The organism is Neogemmobacter tilapiae (assembly GCF_014652215.1).
Taxonomy (GTDB): Bacteria; Pseudomonadota; Alphaproteobacteria; order Rhodobacterales; family Rhodobacteraceae; genus Neogemmobacter; species Neogemmobacter tilapiae.
The window spans coordinates 86,660-102,972 of the sequence record NZ_BMYJ01000006.1; the positions used below are offsets into that span (position 1 = coordinate 86,660).

A 16,313-nucleotide genomic window follows, 5' to 3' on the forward strand; every position below is an offset into this window, starting at 1 on the left:
ATCGCGTTAAGGCTTGCGGGCTTCCAAAGCGTCGGCAATCCGCGCCAGGGATGCCGCCATCTGCTTTTGCGCCTCGGTCTGCTCTTTGCAAAGCTCCAGCATCCGGTTGTTCCTTTTGCCCAAGGGGCGCAGAAACAGGAACAGGCCGCCAAAAATCACAAGGAACGGAACCCAGACCGCAATCAACTTGACCGCTTGTTCCACTACTCTTCCTCCTGCTCGGCCACGCGGGCAACACTGACGACCTCTTCGCCTTCGCCCACGTTGAATACCCGAACCCCACCAGCCCCCCGCGAACGGAAGCTAATCTGATCCACCGGCACGCGGATCGACTGGCCCGTGCTGGTCGCCAGCATGATCTGATCGCTCGTCTCCACCGGGAAGGAGGCGACCAAAGGCCCGCCGCGCATCGCCCCATCCATCGCCTTGACACCCATGCCGCCACGGCCCCGCACGGGGTAATCATGGCTCGACGACAGTTTCCCCGAACCGCTGGCGGTGATCGTCAGGATCAGATCCTCGGCCGCCGACATTTCGGCATAGCGTTCCGGCGACAATTGCCCGCCGCTGACGGCCTCTTCATCCTCATCCGCCTCAACCTCATCCTCAACCGCTCCCGCCATCAGGCGGCGCTGTTTCAGATAGGCGGCGCGTTCGGCGGGATCCGCCTCAAAATGCCGGATGATCGACATCGACACGACCTTGTCACCCGCGCCCACCCGAATGCCCCGAACGCCGGTCGAACCCCGCGACTTGAACACCCGGATTTCGGTTGTCTGGAACCGGATCGCCCGGCCCAAGGCCGTCACCAGCATCACATCGTCATTCTCATCGGCAATCGCCGCATTCACCAAAGACACGCCTTCCGGCAGGTTCATCGCGATCTTGCCGTTGCGTTTGACATTGGTGAAATCCGACAGGTCGTTCTGCCGCACATCGCCATCGCTGGTCGCAAAGACGATTTGCAGGCTTTCCCATTCATCCTCGGGCACATCCACCGGCATCAGGGCGGCAATCGACACACCCAATTCGATGGGCAGAATGTTGACAATCGCCTTGCCCTTAGCCTGACGCCCCGCCAAGGGCAAGCGCCAGGTTTTCAGCTTGTAGACCATCCCGTCGGTCGTAAAGAACAACAGGTTCGTATGCGTGTTCGCCACGAACAGGGTGGTGACAACATCGTCATCCTTGGTCGCCATGCTGGAAAGGCCCTTGCCCCCCCGATTCTGGGCGCGGAATTCGACCAAAGGCGTCCGCTTGATGTAACCGCCCGAGGTGATCGTCACGACCATATCCTCGCGTTCGATCAGGTCTTCGTCGTCCATATCGCCGGCCCAATCGACGATTTCCGTCCGACGTGGCACGGCGAAAGCCGCCTTCACCTCGCGCAATTCGTCCGAGATGATCGCCATGATCCGGTCGCGGCTGGACAGAATGTCCAGATAATCCTTGATCTGGCCGGCCAAGGCTTCCAGCTCGTCCGTGACTTCCTTGACCCCTATCGCCGTCAGACGCTGCAAGCGCAGGCCCAGAATCTCGCGGGCCTGAATTTCCGACAGGTTATAGGTGCCATCCTCGTTGATCGTATGGGTCGGATCGTCGATCAGCCGGATATAGGGCGCAATGTCATGCGCAGGCCAGCGCCGGATCATCAGCCTTTCCCGTGCCTCCGCCGGATCGGCCGACGAACGGATCGTCGCCACAATCTCATCCACGTTCGACACGGCCACGGCCAGACCGCACAGCACATGGCTGCGTTCCCGCGCTTTGCGCAGTTCAAACGCCGTCCGCCGCGCCACCACTTCCTCGCGGAAGGTGATGAAATGCGCTAGGAAATCCCGCAGCGTCAACTGTTCCGGCCGCCCACCGTTCAAGGCCAGCATATTGCAGCCAAAGCTGGTCTGCATCGTGGTAAAGCGGAACAATTGGTTCAGCACCACATCCGGCGTCGCATCGCGCTTTAGTTCGATCACCACCCGAATCCCGATCCGGTCGGATTCGTCGGCCACGCTGGAAATGCCCTCGATCCGCTTTTCCCGCACCAGTTCGGCGATCTTTTCGATCATCGCCGCCTTGTTCACCTGATAGGGCACCTCGTCCACCACAATGGCGAAACGGTCCTTGCGGATTTCCTCCACATGGGTTTTCGCCCGGATGATCACCGAACCCCGCCCCTCCAGATAGGCTTTCCGCGCACCCGAACGGCCCAGAATGGTCGCCCCCGTGGGGAAGTCCGGCGCTGGGATAATCTCCATCAGCGCTTCGCTGGACAGATCCGGGTTCTCGATCAGCGCCAGAGTCCCGTCGATCACCTCGCCCAGATTGTGCGGCGGAATGTTCGTGGCCATCCCCACGGCAATGCCGCCCGCCCCGTTGACCAGCATGTTCGGAAAGCGCGCAGGCAGAACCGTCGGCTCCCGGTCCTTGCCGTCATAGTTGTCTTGGAAATCAACGGTTTCCTTGTCGATATCCGCCAGCAGGAAAGCCGCAGGCTTGTCCATGCGCACTTCGGTATAGCGCATCGCCGCCGCCGCATCGCCGTCCATCGAGCCAAAGTTGCCCTGACCGTCCAGCAGTTTCAGCGACATCGAAAACGGCTGCGCCATCCGCACCAAGGCGTCATAGATCGCGCCGTCGCCATGCGGGTGGTATTTCCCCATCGTATCGCCCACCGGTCGCGCCGATTTGCGATAGGCCTTGTCATGCGTATTGCCCGATTCCTGCATCGCGAACAGAATCCGCCGATGCACCGGTTTCAGCCCATCGCGCAGATCGGGGATCGCGCGGCTGACGATCACGCTCATCGCGTAATCCAGATAGGCCGTCTTCATCTCGGTGGTGATGTCCACCTGCGGGCCGTGATGGCTGGGTTTTTCCGGGGTCTCGCCGGTCGGTTCTTCTATATCGCTCAATTCGGGCCGCGCCTCATGTAAGGGGTCCAGATTTTGTTGCGCTGACCCTACAACATCCTATGGCTTGGGTGCAATGACCCCACCCCCGCAAGACCCTCAATAGGCGCTTTCGCTGCCGCTTTGCCAAGGTTTCACCAGATTGCCAAACCGGGTGAAGCGTCCCTCGAACGACAGTTCCACCGTGCCAATCGGCCCGTGGCGTTGCTTGCCGATGATCACCTCGGCCTTGCCATGGACCTGTTCCATGATCGACTGCCATTGCGCCATCTTTTCCAGCTCGTGATCGCCCGGCTTTTCGCGTTCTTTGTAATATTCGTCCCGATAAACGAACATGACCACATCAGCGTCTTGTTCAATCGAGCCCGATTCCCGCAGGTCCGACAGTTGCGGGCGCTTGTCTTCGCGGCTTTCCACCTGACGCGAAAGCTGCGACAGCGCGATCACCGGGATGTTCAGCTCTTTCGCAATCGCCTTCAAACCTTGGGTGATTTCCGAAACTTCCTGCACCCGGTTTTCTTTCGATGAACCTTTCAGCAGCTGCAAATAGTCCACCATCAGCACGTCCAGCCCATGCGTCCGTTTCAGCCGCCGTGCGCGGGCGGCGACCTGGCTGATCGGCAGGGCGGGCGTGTCGTCGATGTACAGCGGGCAAGCCTCCAGCGATTTGGCGGCTTCGACAAAGCGGCGGAATTCGACTTCGGTCATATCGCCGCGCCGGATTTGCTCACTGGGCACTTCGCTGGCCTCGGACAGAATCCGCGCCGCCAACTGTTCCGCGCTCATCTCCAGACTATAGAACCCCACGACGCCCCCTTCGACCGCGCCATCGGTGCCATCATGCCTGCGGCCCCGGCGGTAGGCCTTGGCGATGTTGAAGGCGATGTTGGTCGCCAGCGAGGTTTTCCCCATCGACGGACGACCGGCAAGGATCAAAAGGTCAGACGGATGCAGACCCCCCAGTTTCTTGTCCAGATCGACCAGCCCCGTCGAAATCCCGGCAAGCCCGCCGTCCCGCTGATAGGCGGCGTTGGCCACATTCACCGCATCGGTGACGGCTTTCAGGAACGACTGGAATCCCTTTTCCGCGTGCCCCTGTTCACCCAGCTTATAAAGCCGCTGTTCCGCCTCAATAATCTGGTCTTTCGGCTCGCTTTCCACCGTCACGCTGGCCGCCTGCGCGGCGATGTCGCGCCCCAGTCCGATCAATTCCCGCCGCACCGCCAGATCATAGATCATCTGCGCATAGTCCCGTGCCGCAAAGGCCGAAATCGCGGCCCCCGCCAGACGCACCAGATAGGCCGGGCCGCCCAGTTCTTTCAGCCCCGGATCATCCTCCATGAACGCTTTCAGCGTCACGGGGCTGGCCAGCGCGTTCTTCTGGATGCGGGCGGCGGAGATTTCAAAGATGCGCTGATGCACCGGGTCAAAGAAATGCTCGGGCCGCACAAGGGAGGAAATCCGGTCAAACACATCGTTGTTGGTCAGGATCGCGCCCAGCAACTGCTGTTCGGCCTCAATATTATGGGGCAGGGCTTCGGGTTCCGCCGAGGCCGCGCTGATCGGCGTCAAATTCGGACGTAGCGTGGCGATTTCGTTCATTCCTGCCCCCTGACGATTCCCGATCTCATGTCGGTTCGGCCCCTTGATTAGTCGCAAGCCGCGCGGCTGGCAAAATGTATGTTTGCGCTGATAACCCTGTGGAAAAACCATAGTTGGCGGAAAAGGGAAGGCCTGCCCCAAGATAGGGTAGCAGGCCCCGCGTCTTTTGTCATCTGATGGTTAAATTCGGCGCTTATTGGCCCATCCGCGCTGCCTGCCACTCGCGGGGCGCGTTCAGGAAAGCTTCGACCTCGGTCAGGGTTGCATCATCAAACGACCCTTGCGCCCGCGCCTCGGCCAGAACGTCCCACCAGGTGCAAAGATGGTGCAGCGCGATGCCCTCTTTCGCAAGGTTCGGTTCGGTTTCCGGGAAGATGCCATAGTAAAAGATCACCGCCGTATGACCGCAGGTGGCGCCCGTATCACGGATGGCCTGCACAAAGGACAGTTTCGATCCGCCGTCGGTCGTCAGATCCTCGACCAGCAGCACCCGCTGGCCTTCAGCCATCGCGCCTTCGATCCGCGCGTTGCGCCCGTAACCTTTCGGCTTTTTACGCACATAAGTCATCGGCAGGGCCAGCCGTTCCGCGACCAGCGCGGCAAAGGGAATGCCCGCCGTTTCACCACCGGCGATGTTGTCAAACGCCTCGAACCCCGCTTCGCGCAGGACGGTGACCGACAGGAAATCCATCAGCATCGACCGGATGCGCGGATAGGAAATCAGCTTGCGGCAGTCGATATAGGTGGGTGAGGGCAGGCCCGAGGCCAGAGTGAACGGGGTTTCCGCGTTGAAATGCACTGCCTTGATTTCCAGCAGGGCGCGGGCGGTCAGGCGGGCGATTTCGTCTTTCGGCGGAAAGCTGGCGGCGATCATGGGCGCTCTTTCAGTTGGAAACGTGCCAATGCACGGGGAAGCCGGGGTCAAAAACGGTGACGGGGCCTGCGTCCGACAGGATTTTCGCCGGGAACTGCGCCGCATCGCCCTTGGTCAGCGTGAGCGTCTGGTCCGACAGCGGCAGGCCATAAAACTGCGCACCGTGGACCGAGGTAAACCCTTCCAGCCGGTCCAAGGCCCCGTCTTCCTCAAACATATGCGCCAGCAGCGGCATGGTGTTCGTCGCCGTAAAGCATCCCGCACAGCCGCAGGCGTGTTCTTTCAGATGGTCCGCATGGGGGGCGGAATCCGTCCCTAGAAAGATGCGCGGATGGCCCGAGGTGGCGGCGCGGCGCAGGGCCAACCGATGGCTTTCACGCTTGGCCACAGGCAGGCAATAGTAGTGGGGCTTGATGCCCCCGGCCAGAATATGGTTGCGGTTGATGATCAGATGATGCGTCGTGATCGTCGCCGCCAGCGTCTCATCCCCCGCCATCGCATAGGCGGCCCCTTCCGATGTCGTGATATGCTCCATCACCACCCGCAGCCCCGGCACGCGGCGGCGCAGCGGGTCCAGCACGGTGTCGATGAACACCGCCTCACGGTCGAAAATATCAACCGATGGGTCCGTCACTTCGCCATGCACGCACAAAGGCAGGCCGATTTCGGCCATTTTCTCCAGCACCGGCATCACTTTATCAAAATCCCGCACGCCGGAATGCGAATTGGTCGTGGCCCCCGCCGGATACAGTTTCACCGCATGAACAAGGCCCGAGGCTTTCGCGGCTGCCACATCGACAGGGTCGGTGCCTTCGGTCAGATACAGCACCATCAGCGGCTGAAAATCCGCCCCAGCAGGCAAAGCGGCCATGATCCGCCCATGATAGGCGCGGGCGTCGTCCAGTGTGACGACAGGCGGCACCAGATTGGGCATGATGATTGCACGGGCGAAATGCCGCGTCGTTTCCGGCAGGACGGCGGCCAGCATCGCCCCATCGCGCAGGTGCAGGTGCATGTCATCAGGGCGGCGGATTGTGATCGTGTTCTGCATGGGCCTGCCCTAGCGGATTGAGGAGGGGTTTTCCAGACCCTTTGGGCCATGGACGGGGCCAGAATGCCCCGCTAGTTTGACGAAAACACGGAGGCGAGAATGGGCGAATACACAGGCGGTTGCCAATGCGGCGCGGTGCGTTATCGGGTCGATGTGGACCTTTCCCAACCCGTGACCTGCAACTGTTCGCGCTGCCAGCGTTTGGGTTCCGTGCTGGCCTTTGCGCCGCTTTCGGCCTTTACGCTGGAAAAGGGCGAGGGGGCACTTTCCGAATATCTTTTCAACAAGAAAGCCATCCAGCATCTGTTCTGCAAAACCTGCGGGATTGAAAGTTTTTCCTATGGGAAAATGCCGGATGGCACACCGATGGCGGCGGTGAACATCAACTGTCTGGACGATGTAGACCCGCGCGAAATTGCGAAATTGGCCTATCACTATGACGGGAGAGCGTTGTGAGACTAGCAGTGATTTTGGCGGGGCTGTTGCTGGCCGCCCCCACATGGGCGCAAGACATTGACTGCGACAATGCCATGACCCAATCCGATATGAACCAATGCGCCAGCATGGATTATGACGCCGCCGATGTCGAGTTGAACGCCGTCTGGAAGGACGCGATGGCGACGATGAAGGAAATCGACAGCTATCTGGATGACAGCGAAAAGGGGGCCGAAGACGCCCTTCGGGAATCGCAACGGTCTTGGATCAACTACCGCGACAAGACCTGTGAGGCGGATGGCTATCGCATGAAAGGCGGCAGCGCCGAACCGATGCTGGTGGCGGGCTGTCTGGCCAGCGTGACGCGCAACCGGACCGAGGAATTGCGCGGTCTGGTTGAAGGTTACTGATCCGGCGTTTGCCCCATTGACCTTGCCCCCGCCCGGACCTATCCGGGCGGGGCCAGACATGAACCCGGCGGTTCAATCTATCGGCGCCTGACGCGCCTCAGCCGGACGAATTCCAGCCCATCGCAAAATGACAAGCGGGTTTGTCCCGCGCAGAAGTCATGCCCTCATTCGGCAGGCTGCGCCTTTGGGCGGGGCGGTCCTGCATGCTTGCCCCCGCCCGCTGTAAAGGATCTGCCATGACCACCGCCGTTGGTGCCGGAAACCACTATTCGCTGTTCTTCAAGGATGGCGTTGTCTTTTCCGTCGGTGAAAACAACGAATCGCAACTGGGCCGGGGCGAAGTGACGGCCACGGGCACGGGCCTTGCCGATATGGGTCAGGTGAACCTGCCCGACGGATTCACAGGCGAAATCGTGGCGATTTCGGCGGGGATGCTGCACGGCGCGTTCCTGACCGCCTCGGGTGAGGTTTACACTTGGGGCGACAACAATCTGGGCAAGCTGGGGCAGGGCACCACCACCAACTATGAAAGCCTGACTCCCACCAAGGTCGCGGCCTTGGACGGGGTAAACATCACCAAAATCTGGATGGCCAACGGGGCCAGCTATGCCCTGTCCGACGAGGGGCAACTGTATTCTTGGGGCCAGAACACCAATGGTCAGTTGGGCAATGGTGAATTGACCAACACCGGCACCCCGGTCGCCATCTCGAAAGAGGCCTTTGGCGGGGCCGATGTGGTGGATCTGTCCTATGGCACCTCTTTCGCGCTGGTGCTGACGGATGACGGCAAGGTCTGGGCCTTTGGCGGCAATGTGCAGGGTCAGCTTGGCCCGAACGGCGTGGCCGAAGATGGCACATTCATCCGCCGCAGCGCCGTGCCGCTGGAGGTCGATATTCCCGGCAATGTCGTGCATGTCTCCTCGGGCACCAACACCGCTTTTGCAATCACGGATGATGGCAAGGTCTGGGGCTGGGGCCAGTCCGACTATGGCCAACTGCTGAAGGGCACCATCGTCGATGGCCAACTGACCAACCCCGACGACGCCAATTCCGCCATTCCGCAGGAAATTCAGGGCCTTCCCGCCGATGTGATCGACATCCATGTCGGCTCTCGCTGGGTCATCGCCCTGACCGAAAGCGGTGAAGTCTGGGCTTGGGGCCGCAATGACGAAGGTTGGCTTGGCCTTGAATCCTCGACCGGGGCCATCGAAACCCTGATCGCCCCGACCCGCATTCCCGGCTTTGAAGGCCTTAACATCGTCAGCATCATCGGCGGGCCAAACCATGCTTTGGCGGTGGACAGCGAAGGCAATGTCTGGGGCTGGGGCAATATGAACCAATCCCGCCTTGCCACCACCCAAGCCGCAGGCACCTGGGCCTCGGGGCCGATCCTCATCCCGCTGGATCCCGATGAGCGCAAGGTTGTCATCGGCACCACTGAAGGCGATGCTTCGCTGTCGGGCGGCGCTTTGCAGGGCGAGGAAACCGGTTTCTCCATCTATGGTTTCGGCGGCAATGACCTGATCGAGGGCAGCACCGGCACCGATATGCTGGTCGGCGGTGTTGGTGACGACACGCTGGCGGGGCAGGCAGGCGATGACATCCTGAAATGGGCGCAAGGGGCCGATCTTTTGCAGGGCGGTGAAGGCGATGACAGCCTTTATGCCGGCACTGATGCCGATATGCTGGACGGCGACCTCGGCAATGACCTGCTGCAAGGCGGCGCTGGGGCGGACAGCCTGACGGGCGGTGATGGGGCCGATACGCTGGACGGCGGCACCGAAGATGACCTTCTGCTGGGCGGTGGCGACAATGACAATCTGACGGGGGGCGAGGGCGATGACCGTCTGGATGGCGGCCTTGGTCGTGATCTTCTGGCAGGCGACACGGGCAATGACACGCTGCATGGCCGCGGCGACCGTGACAGCCTTTCGGGCGGCGATGGCGATGACCTGCTGACTGGCGGGCGCGGCATCGACCAGATGACCGGCAGTCTCGGGGCGGATCGTTTTGTCTTTGCCGCCAAGGCCGACTTCTCGCCCAATGACAAAGGGCGCGAGCTGATCACCGACTTCCGCCGCGGGCAGGGCGATCAGATTGACCTTGCCGGTGTCGATGCCAATGGCCGCAAGGCGGGCGATCAGGCCTTCAACTTCATCGGGGCCGCCGCTTTCAACGGCAAGGCCGGGGAATTGCGCTTTGTCAAACTCGACGGCGCTGTCCGGCTGGAAGGCGACCTGAACGGCGATGGCAAGGCTGACATCCTGCTGCGTCTGGATGGTGTCGCCAAGCTGATCGCGGATGATTTCATCCTGTAAACCAAAGCGGCGGCGGGGTCAGTCCTCGCCGCCCGCACCCATGGCCCAGATCTGATGCGCTGTCTTTTGCGGCAAAACCCGGCTAGGCCCGGTCAGCATCAGACGGCCATAAAGGCTCCGCCAGCTTTCATCCTGCCGCATCAGATCGGCAAAGCGGTTCTTGCGCCAAAGACAGGCCTGATGGTGCAATTCGCCCAGCACCGGATCGGCCAGCCAATCCGCCACCATCGCCGCCCGCGCCGGGGCGTGGCGCAGGATGCTACGTTCCTCCACCTCGCTGAAATTCCGGTCAATCCAATAGGACAGATCAAAGGTCGAGGATTCGCGGTTCGCCCGCCCCCGGTCGCATTTCAGCACGTAATTCTGCATCGACCCCAGGGCATAGTGGTTCAACTGCACCAGCCCATAAGGGGCCGCCCCTGGTGGCGTGAACAGCCGTGCCTTTTGGAAAGCCCTTGGCAAAGCCCGCCCCGAACCGTCCACCCAACGCACCTGATCCACCCGCACCGCCACCGGCGCACGCGGGCGATGCACGCCCAGCTTGCCATAGGCCCCATCATTGCGGAACAGCGTCTTGATCAGATGCGCCCGCCAAGGCCACGGCAGGTTTTCCGGGGCCGCATGGGTAAAGGCCTCTGTCACCGGTCCCTCATGCACCACGACCCCCGCATTGCCGAACAAACGCCAAGTCATGGCCAAGCAATCGGCCTCGGGCACTGCCCCGATCAGGTCGGACAATGTGCCATCGCCCACGCGCACATTGACGAATTCATCAATGTCAATCACCGCCACCCAATCCGCCGCCTGCCGCAACGGATGCGCCTCGGCCAAGGCTAGGGCACTCCACTGCGGGCCTTTGGCGTGGGGGGCAGGGTTTGCCACATGCGCCAGCACGCCCATCGCCGCCAGACGGTCCAGCAGGGCATCGCTGCCATCGGTGCAATCGTTCGACAGCACCAGAAAATCCGTGAACCCTGTCAGCCGATGATGCGCCAGCCATTCCAGAAGAAAGGCCCCCTCGTTCCGCACCGTCAGGATCGCCAGTGTTTTCATCTAAGGCGCTTTCTCTGCCAGTTCCGCCGCCTCGGCCGCCGCTTCCGCCTCAGGCGAAACCGTCCAGAAGAAGTCGGCCGCGACCGCCCCCTCCTGCACCCAGTCCGGCACCACCTGCGGACCTTCGGCAAAGACGGCGGAACCAAAATGCCGCTGCAAACGGCACAATTCCTCCATCCGCGCGCTGGTCAATTCGGTGTAAAAGGCCGCAGGCACCGCTTGCCCCCGCAATTCCCCTATCTTTGCCACATGGGCCAGCACACAGGCCTCCTGCTGTGCCGCAATCTCAGGATCGGCCAGCATCCGCGCCATTTCCGCCCGCAATTCCGGCAGCATCCGCTGGATGGAATGCTCTTGCACGGCGTTGAAATTCATGCGGAACCAATAGTTCAGCCCCTGATCCCGGTCCACATGGTTCACCCGGCCCCGGTCGCGTTTGACCAGAAAGCTTTCCGCCGAACGCACCGCATAATGGTTCAACTGCACCCAATCATAGCCATAGGTGTCCACCGCCGAACGCCAGCCATTGCGGAACATCTCGGGCGGCATGGCCCGGCCTGATCCGTTCAGCCAGCGGATCTTTTCCCAAAGGTCCGCCTTCAGCCCCTTCGGCCGATGCACCCCCAGTTTTCGGAAAATCCCGTCATTGCGGAACAGCGTCTTGAACCCCCAGGCCTGATGCGGCTTGCGGGTGTATTCCGGGGCGCAGGCGGTGAATTGTTCCGTGATGGGCGTGTCACGGTATTCATGCACCCCAGCATTGCCAAACAGCCGCCAGGTCAGGCTGATCATATTCGCATCGCCCATCGCCGCGTACAGGTCTGTCAGACGCCCATCGCCCAGCCTGATGTTGATATATTCATCGACATCAATGCAGATCATCCAATCCAGCGCCTGAAAATCGCTGTCCTTGTCGGCATCCTGCAAGGCCGCATGCTGCGGCTTTAGCCCGACCGCGCGGTAGGGGTTGTCCTTGTGCCGCAGAAAGCCCTTGGCGGCCAGCAGATCCAGCATCGTATCGGTCCCATCCGAACAATCATTCGTATAGACCAGAAAATCCGTCACCCCGATCACCCGATGATAGGCCAGCCATTCCAGAATGAACGGCCCCTCATTCTTCATCGTCGTCACGATCCCCGTCCGCAGCGGCCTTGCATCGCCCGGCCGAACCTCTGCCCGCTCCTCTGACGGGGGGGGGCGCACCGGCTTTGCCCCGAAATGATCCACCGCCAGCGCCAACAACGCCGGATCTTCCACCAGCCCGGTCTTGGGGGCCAGCCTTGCGCTCGCCTGACCCGGCACCTTGATCGCCATGGCCCGATAAAAGGGCACGGCCACCGCCGCCTCGGGCTTGGCAAAGGAAATCCGATGCCCCCGCCAGATGTTGTCCAGCCCCGCCTTTTCCGGGGCCACCCCCCAGCGCGCGAAACTGCGCCGCGTCTCGAACAAGCGGCAGATATGGTCGCCGAAACCGGCCTCTTGCCCATCCCGCACCCGCCAAGGATAGATCCGCCGCCCCACCAGATGCACCACCCCCCGCCGCGCCGCAGCACAAAGGTCAAAGGCGCTGGGCGCACCCGCCGCGCGCGGGGCCAGAAAATCGCAAGGATCCAGCCGCAAGACCGCCCGCGCCCGCGCCAGAAAGCGCCATTTCAGCCATTCAAACAGCAACGGCTCATCCACCGCCGAACGCCAAGGGTCGGGCGCAGGCATCTCCATCCGCGATTTGCCGGGCGCATCAGGGGCCGCCATCACATGGCTTTCCGCAATCCCCCCCGCATCCCCCAGCGGAAAATCCGCCTCCACCAGCACCAGCGTCAGATCCACCCCCGCCAGCAGACCCCGCAATTCCGCCACGAAATCCGCGCCCGAGGCTTCGGGAACACGGTTCACAATCAGCGCCGCCTGCAAGCCATGCGCCAGCACATGCCAGGTCAGCATCTGTGCCACTTGCCCCGCCGTCTCCTCCGCCCGCAGCGCCAGCAGGCAATTCAAACCGGCCATCAGCCCGCATTCGGCGGCCATGCTGTCCGGCCCCCCCGCGGGCACCGGCCCATAGGCCAGCACCGCACCCGAGACATCCAGTCCCCGCAGCCCCGCCGCCTCTACCGCCGCGACAGAGCCGCCCTTGCCAAAGAACCAGCGCGTCTTGCCATCGTCGCAATCGACAGCCCCCAGCAAAGGCCCCACACCCGAAACGCCCAAATCCAACCGCTTTAGCCGCCGCTGATACAGCCGGGGCAAGGGGGGCGTGGGGTCAAGGGCATCCGCTTCCTTCATCCCCCGGTTTTCCCCGGCTCAAGCCCCCGATGCAAGGGGCCAGCATCCCCATGCCCCGGAATTCCTTGCCCCTTGCCCCGCCTTGGGTCAAAAGGACGAAAAGACAAGGACGCATCATGGCACTGGACTACCGCATTGGCGCATTGTGGATCGGGGGCGATCTGTCCTTTCTGGAACAGCTTTGCCTCAAATCCTTTGTCGATGTTGGCCATGAGGTGATCCTTTACACCTATGAAGGCGTCACCAACGCCCCCGAAGGCGTCAAACAGGTCGATGCCAGCGACATCCTGCCCCAGACCGGCTTTCTGCGCCATGAACGCACCGGCAGCCCCGCCCTGCATTCCGACCTTTTCCGCTATCACATGCTGGCCAAGCAGGATCACATGATCTGGGCCGATACCGATGCCTATTGCGTCAAACCCTTCACCACCGAAACCGGCCATTACTACGCTTGGGAATCCGACCACGGCCTGAACGGCGGCGTCCTTGGCCTGCCGCAAGACAGCGCCACCCTTGCCGCCCTGCTGGACTTCACGCGTGAGGAGTTTCCGGTGCCGGAATGGTATGACGAGGCGACCAAGGCCAAGATCCGCCGCAGCCACGAAACGGGCCAACCCATGCATGTCTCGGAAATGAAATGGGGCGTCTGGGGGCCCCATGCCCTCACCCATTTCCTGAAAAAGACGGGCGAGGTGGAACACGCCCTGCCGATGCACGTCCTTTACCCCTTTGCCTATGGCGACCGCCAACTGATGCTGCGTCCGGGGCTGGACGCGTCGCAGTTCGTGAAACCCGACACCACCTCTATCCATTTCTACGGCCGCCGGATGCGCGCGCGTGTGCTGGAGCGTGAGCCGGGCGGCATTCCTCGCCCACAGACCGTCATCGGCAAGCTTTTGAAAAAGCACAAGATCGACCCGAAACTCGCCCCCATCAAACCCCGTGGCACTGTCGATCTGACGGATGGGGATGAATAGTGTCTGACCTGTCCGCGCCATCCGCCCCCCTGACGGATGCTGCGGCACGGGCGCTTTTGGCCGCATTCGGCGGTGCTTCGGTGGCCAGCTTTCTGGATGTGGCAGGCACCGCCCCCGCCTTGGCCTTGGCGCTTTGGCGGCAATGGCGCTGCCCCCTTTCCATCGCTTGCCTCTCGCCCAAAGGCACTTGGGACGCCGACCGCAGCGCCTATATCGCCGCCTTACGCGCAGGGGGCGTCCCGCAAGATCAGATCCTGCTGATCAAGACCCCTGACGACCTGCGCTCCTATGACCTGATCGCCAATCTTGCGGGCTTTGGCGACAGCGCCAAGATCGCCCTTCTTTCTCCTCATCTACCGCAAATCCTCCACCCCGGCAGCCGGATGCTCACCGACATCCGCAAGGGCTCCGGCAGCTATCCCGAACTCAACCGCCTCGGCAAAGCCGAAACCCTGGCCGAGGCCATGGTCGGCGGCAAGACCGTCACCCGCGCCCTGTTTCAGGCCGACGCCACAAAACTTCGCGCCGCCCCCAAACCCACCCAAACCACTGACAAAAGCGATTGGGCCGAACTCGCCCGCGACCTTGCCGGGCCTGACGGCTTTTTCCGCGACAACGGCCGCCATTCCTTTCTGTTCGTCCCCCGCTCTGACACCCTCGTCGTCACTTTCGACAATCTCGACATCGCCATGGAAAAGCGCGTCGATCGCCGCCCCTGGGGCTATTCCTTCATCGAAAAGCAGGGCTGGTCGATGCTGGGGGCCATGGCGAATGGCTGGACATGGTATCGCGACCCTTGGGTCTGGGACCAATTCGACGAACTCGCTGCCTCCGGCTTTTTCGCCCGATTCCAGCGTGTCGTCTTCTATGGTGCCTCGATGGGCGGCTATGCAGCGGCGGCCTTTTCCGCCGCCTGTCCCGGCGCCGATGTGGTGGCGATTTCCCCGCAATCCACCCTCGACAAAACCATCGTCCCTTGGGAAACCCGCTATCGCACCGCCTGGGGCCAGGATTATTCCGGTCGCTATGGTGATGCCGCCAAGGCCTCTGCCTCCGCCCATCGCGTGATCCTGCTTTATGATCCGTTTGAAAAGCTGGACCGTGGCCATGCCGAACGCTTCACCGCCCCCAATGTCACCTTCCTGCGCGCCCTCATGCTGGGCCACCGCCTCGGCTCCAGCCTCTTGCAAATGGGCATCTTGCAAGAGGTGACCCTGGCCGCCCTGAACGGCACCCTGACCGAGCCGCAATTCTATCGCCTTTTGCGCGCCCGCCACCAATTCACCCGCTATCAGCGCGAATTGTTCAAACGCTGTCTGGATCGCAACCGCCCCGATCTTGCTGCCCGCGTCGCCCGTTGGGCGCTTGCGCGTGGGGACAGCCGCTTTTTCCGCCGCGCCTTGGCCAGCCTTTAGTCGCAAGCCCCCCGCGTCGCCCTTGACCCAAGTCCGTCACGCGCCATGATAACCCGATGGTCAGCCCTTTGCCCGCCAGCATCGACGCCACCGAACGGCTTTTGGCCGACAACGGCTATGTCGCCCCCCGCGCTCTCTCCACCGTCACCTTCCTGTCCCTAAAACTCGGCCGCCCCCTGTTTCTGGAAGGGGAGGCGGGCACCGGCAAAACCGAAATCGCCAAGACGCTCGCCACCGCCTTGGGCCGCCGCCTGATCCGCCTGCAATGCTATGAGGGGCTGGATGCCGCCAGCGCCGTCGCCGAATGGAACTTTGCCGCCCAGATGATCGCCATCCGGGCCGAGGCGACCCACCGCGCTGATCTTTTTACTGAAGAGTTCCTGATCGAACGCCCGCTGCTCGCCGCCATGCGCCCGCAGGATGGCGGCCCTCCGGTGCTGCTCATCGACGAAGTGGACCGCACCGATGAACCGTTTGAGGCTTTCTTGCTCGAAGCCCTTTCCGACTACCAAGTCACCATCCCCGAACTCGGCACCATCCGCGCGCCGGAAGCGCCCATCGTCCTCCTCACCTCGAACCGCACGCGTGAGGTGCATGACGCCCTGAAACGCCGCTGCCTTTACCATTGGGTCGATTACCCCGATGCGGCGCGCGAACTCGACATCCTCAACGCCCGTGCCCCCGGCCTCGCCCCCGCTCTGTCGCGTGAAGTGGTCGCCTTCGTCCAAAAATTGCGGATGGAGGATCTGTTCAAGAAACCCGGCGTCGCCGAAACCCTTGACTGGGCCAAATGCCTGCTCGCCCTCGATGTGTTGACCCTGTCACCCGAGGTGATCGCCGACACCCTTGGCGCGATCCTGAAATATCAAGATGACATCCAGCGCATCCAGGGGTCTGAGGCTCGCCGCCTGCTGGAAGATATCCGCAAGGAACTCTCCCCATGATGCATTTTCTGTCCATAATTATCTCACGGGGGGTCCGGGGGGCGT

The 16,313-nt window shown here is 62.1% G+C and carries 13 protein-coding genes; 6 read left to right on the top strand and 7 right to left on the bottom strand.

Annotated elements, in window-relative coordinates:
- Positions 1-6: 6 nt before the first annotated feature.
- The 5 genes from IE095_RS10910 to pyrC all read right to left on the bottom strand — a co-directional run bounded on the left by IE095_RS10910 (position 7) and on the right by pyrC (position 6,436).
- Positions 7-204: a hypothetical protein gene (locus tag IE095_RS10910; RefSeq protein WP_189411696.1), complete on the bottom strand. Its 198-nt coding sequence runs from the start codon at positions 202-204 to the stop codon at positions 7-9.
- Entirely contained in the window at positions 204-2,831 is a 2,628-nt protein-coding gene (gene gyrA / locus IE095_RS10915; RefSeq protein WP_229804743.1) for a DNA gyrase subunit A, read from the bottom strand. Before gyrA ends, IE095_RS10910 begins: the two co-directional genes overlap by 1 nt.
- A 177-nt stretch (positions 2,832-3,008) precedes the next feature.
- Positions 3,009-4,511 carry a replicative DNA helicase gene (locus tag IE095_RS10920; protein WP_189411697.1) on the bottom strand — a complete coding sequence of 501 codons (1,503 nt, stop codon included), beginning with the start codon at positions 4,509-4,511 and terminating at the stop codon, positions 3,009-3,011.
- Positions 4,512-4,704: 193 nt separating this feature from the next.
- Positions 4,705-5,385, bottom strand: coding sequence for an orotate phosphoribosyltransferase (locus IE095_RS10925; protein ID WP_189411698.1), 681 nt, complete (start codon positions 5,383-5,385; stop codon positions 4,705-4,707).
- Between the two features lie 10 nt (positions 5,386-5,395).
- Positions 5,396-6,436: a dihydroorotase gene (pyrC, locus tag IE095_RS10930; RefSeq protein ID WP_189411699.1), complete on the bottom strand. Its 1,041-nt coding sequence runs from the start codon at positions 6,434-6,436 to the stop codon at positions 5,396-5,398.
- Between the two features lie 99 nt (positions 6,437-6,535).
- Between pyrC and IE095_RS10935 the strand changes: the two genes are divergently transcribed.
- From IE095_RS10935 to IE095_RS10945, 3 genes are all read left to right on the top strand, one after another.
- Complete coding sequence (locus tag IE095_RS10935; RefSeq protein WP_189411700.1) at positions 6,536-6,892, top strand: GFA family protein; 357 nt, start codon at positions 6,536-6,538, stop codon at positions 6,890-6,892.
- Positions 6,889-7,281 (top strand): lysozyme inhibitor LprI family protein, encoded by a 393-nt coding sequence (locus tag IE095_RS10940; protein ID WP_229804719.1) that lies wholly within the window; start codon positions 6,889-6,891, stop codon positions 7,279-7,281. The genes IE095_RS10935 and IE095_RS10940 overlap by 4 nt, the downstream gene beginning before the upstream one ends.
- A gap of 236 nt (positions 7,282-7,517) precedes the next feature.
- Positions 7,518-9,599: an RCC1 domain-containing protein gene (locus IE095_RS10945; RefSeq protein WP_189411701.1), complete on the top strand. Its 2,082-nt coding sequence runs from the start codon at positions 7,518-7,520 to the stop codon at positions 9,597-9,599.
- 18 nt (positions 9,600-9,617) lie between these two features.
- Here IE095_RS10945 and IE095_RS10950 read toward each other — a convergent pair whose 3' ends face one another.
- The gene (locus IE095_RS10950) at positions 9,618-10,652 is read right to left on the bottom strand and encodes a glycosyltransferase family 2 protein (RefSeq protein ID WP_189411702.1); all 1,035 of its coding nucleotides are present in this window, start codon (positions 10,650-10,652) and stop codon (positions 9,618-9,620) included.
- A complete protein-coding gene (locus IE095_RS10955; RefSeq protein ID WP_229804721.1) occupies positions 10,653-12,932 on the bottom strand; it encodes a glycosyltransferase family 2 protein in 2,280 nt (759 codons plus the stop codon).
- Between the two features lie 116 nt (positions 12,933-13,048).
- Here IE095_RS10955 and IE095_RS10960 point away from each other — a divergent pair, with 116 nt between their 5' ends.
- Genes IE095_RS10960 through IE095_RS10970 form a run of 3 tightly spaced genes read left to right on the top strand, consistent with a single transcriptional unit; the run spans position 13,049 to position 16,268 of the window.
- A complete protein-coding gene (locus IE095_RS10960) occupies positions 13,049-13,909 on the top strand; it encodes a glycosyltransferase family 32 protein (RefSeq protein WP_189411703.1) in 861 nt (286 codons plus the stop codon).
- A complete protein-coding gene (locus tag IE095_RS10965; RefSeq protein WP_189411704.1) occupies positions 13,909-15,324 on the top strand; it encodes a hypothetical protein in 1,416 nt (471 codons plus the stop codon). The genes IE095_RS10960 and IE095_RS10965 overlap by 1 nt, the downstream gene beginning before the upstream one ends.
- 56 nt (positions 15,325-15,380) lie before the next feature.
- Complete coding sequence (locus IE095_RS10970; RefSeq protein WP_189411705.1) at positions 15,381-16,268, top strand: AAA family ATPase; 888 nt, start codon at positions 15,381-15,383, stop codon at positions 16,266-16,268.
- Positions 16,269-16,313: the final 45 nt, after the last annotated feature.

Coding starts and splice junctions, on each gene's coding strand:
- gyrA (WP_229804743.1), bottom strand. CDS start 2,831: ATGAAGACGGCCTATCTGGATTACGCGATGAGCGTGATCGTCAGCCGC.
- IE095_RS10920 (WP_189411697.1), bottom strand. CDS start 4,511: ATGAACGAAATCGCCACGCTACGTCCGAATTTGACGCCGATCAGCGCG.
- IE095_RS10925 (WP_189411698.1), bottom strand. CDS start 5,385: ATGATCGCCGCCAGCTTTCCGCCGAAAGACGAAATCGCCCGCCTGACC.
- pyrC (WP_189411699.1), bottom strand. CDS start 6,436: ATGCAGAACACGATCACAATCCGCCGCCCTGATGACATGCACCTGCAC.
- IE095_RS10935 (WP_189411700.1), top strand. CDS start 6,536: ATGGGCGAATACACAGGCGGTTGCCAATGCGGCGCGGTGCGTTATCGG.
- IE095_RS10945 (WP_189411701.1), top strand. CDS start 7,518: ATGACCACCGCCGTTGGTGCCGGAAACCACTATTCGCTGTTCTTCAAG.
- IE095_RS10950 (WP_189411702.1), bottom strand. CDS start 10,652: ATGAAAACACTGGCGATCCTGACGGTGCGGAACGAGGGGGCCTTTCTT.
- IE095_RS10955 (WP_229804721.1), bottom strand. CDS start 12,932: ATGAAGGAAGCGGATGCCCTTGACCCCACGCCCCCCTTGCCCCGGCTG.
- IE095_RS10960 (WP_189411703.1), top strand. CDS start 13,049: ATGGCACTGGACTACCGCATTGGCGCATTGTGGATCGGGGGCGATCTG.
- IE095_RS10970 (WP_189411705.1), top strand. CDS start 15,381: ATGGTCAGCCCTTTGCCCGCCAGCATCGACGCCACCGAACGGCTTTTG.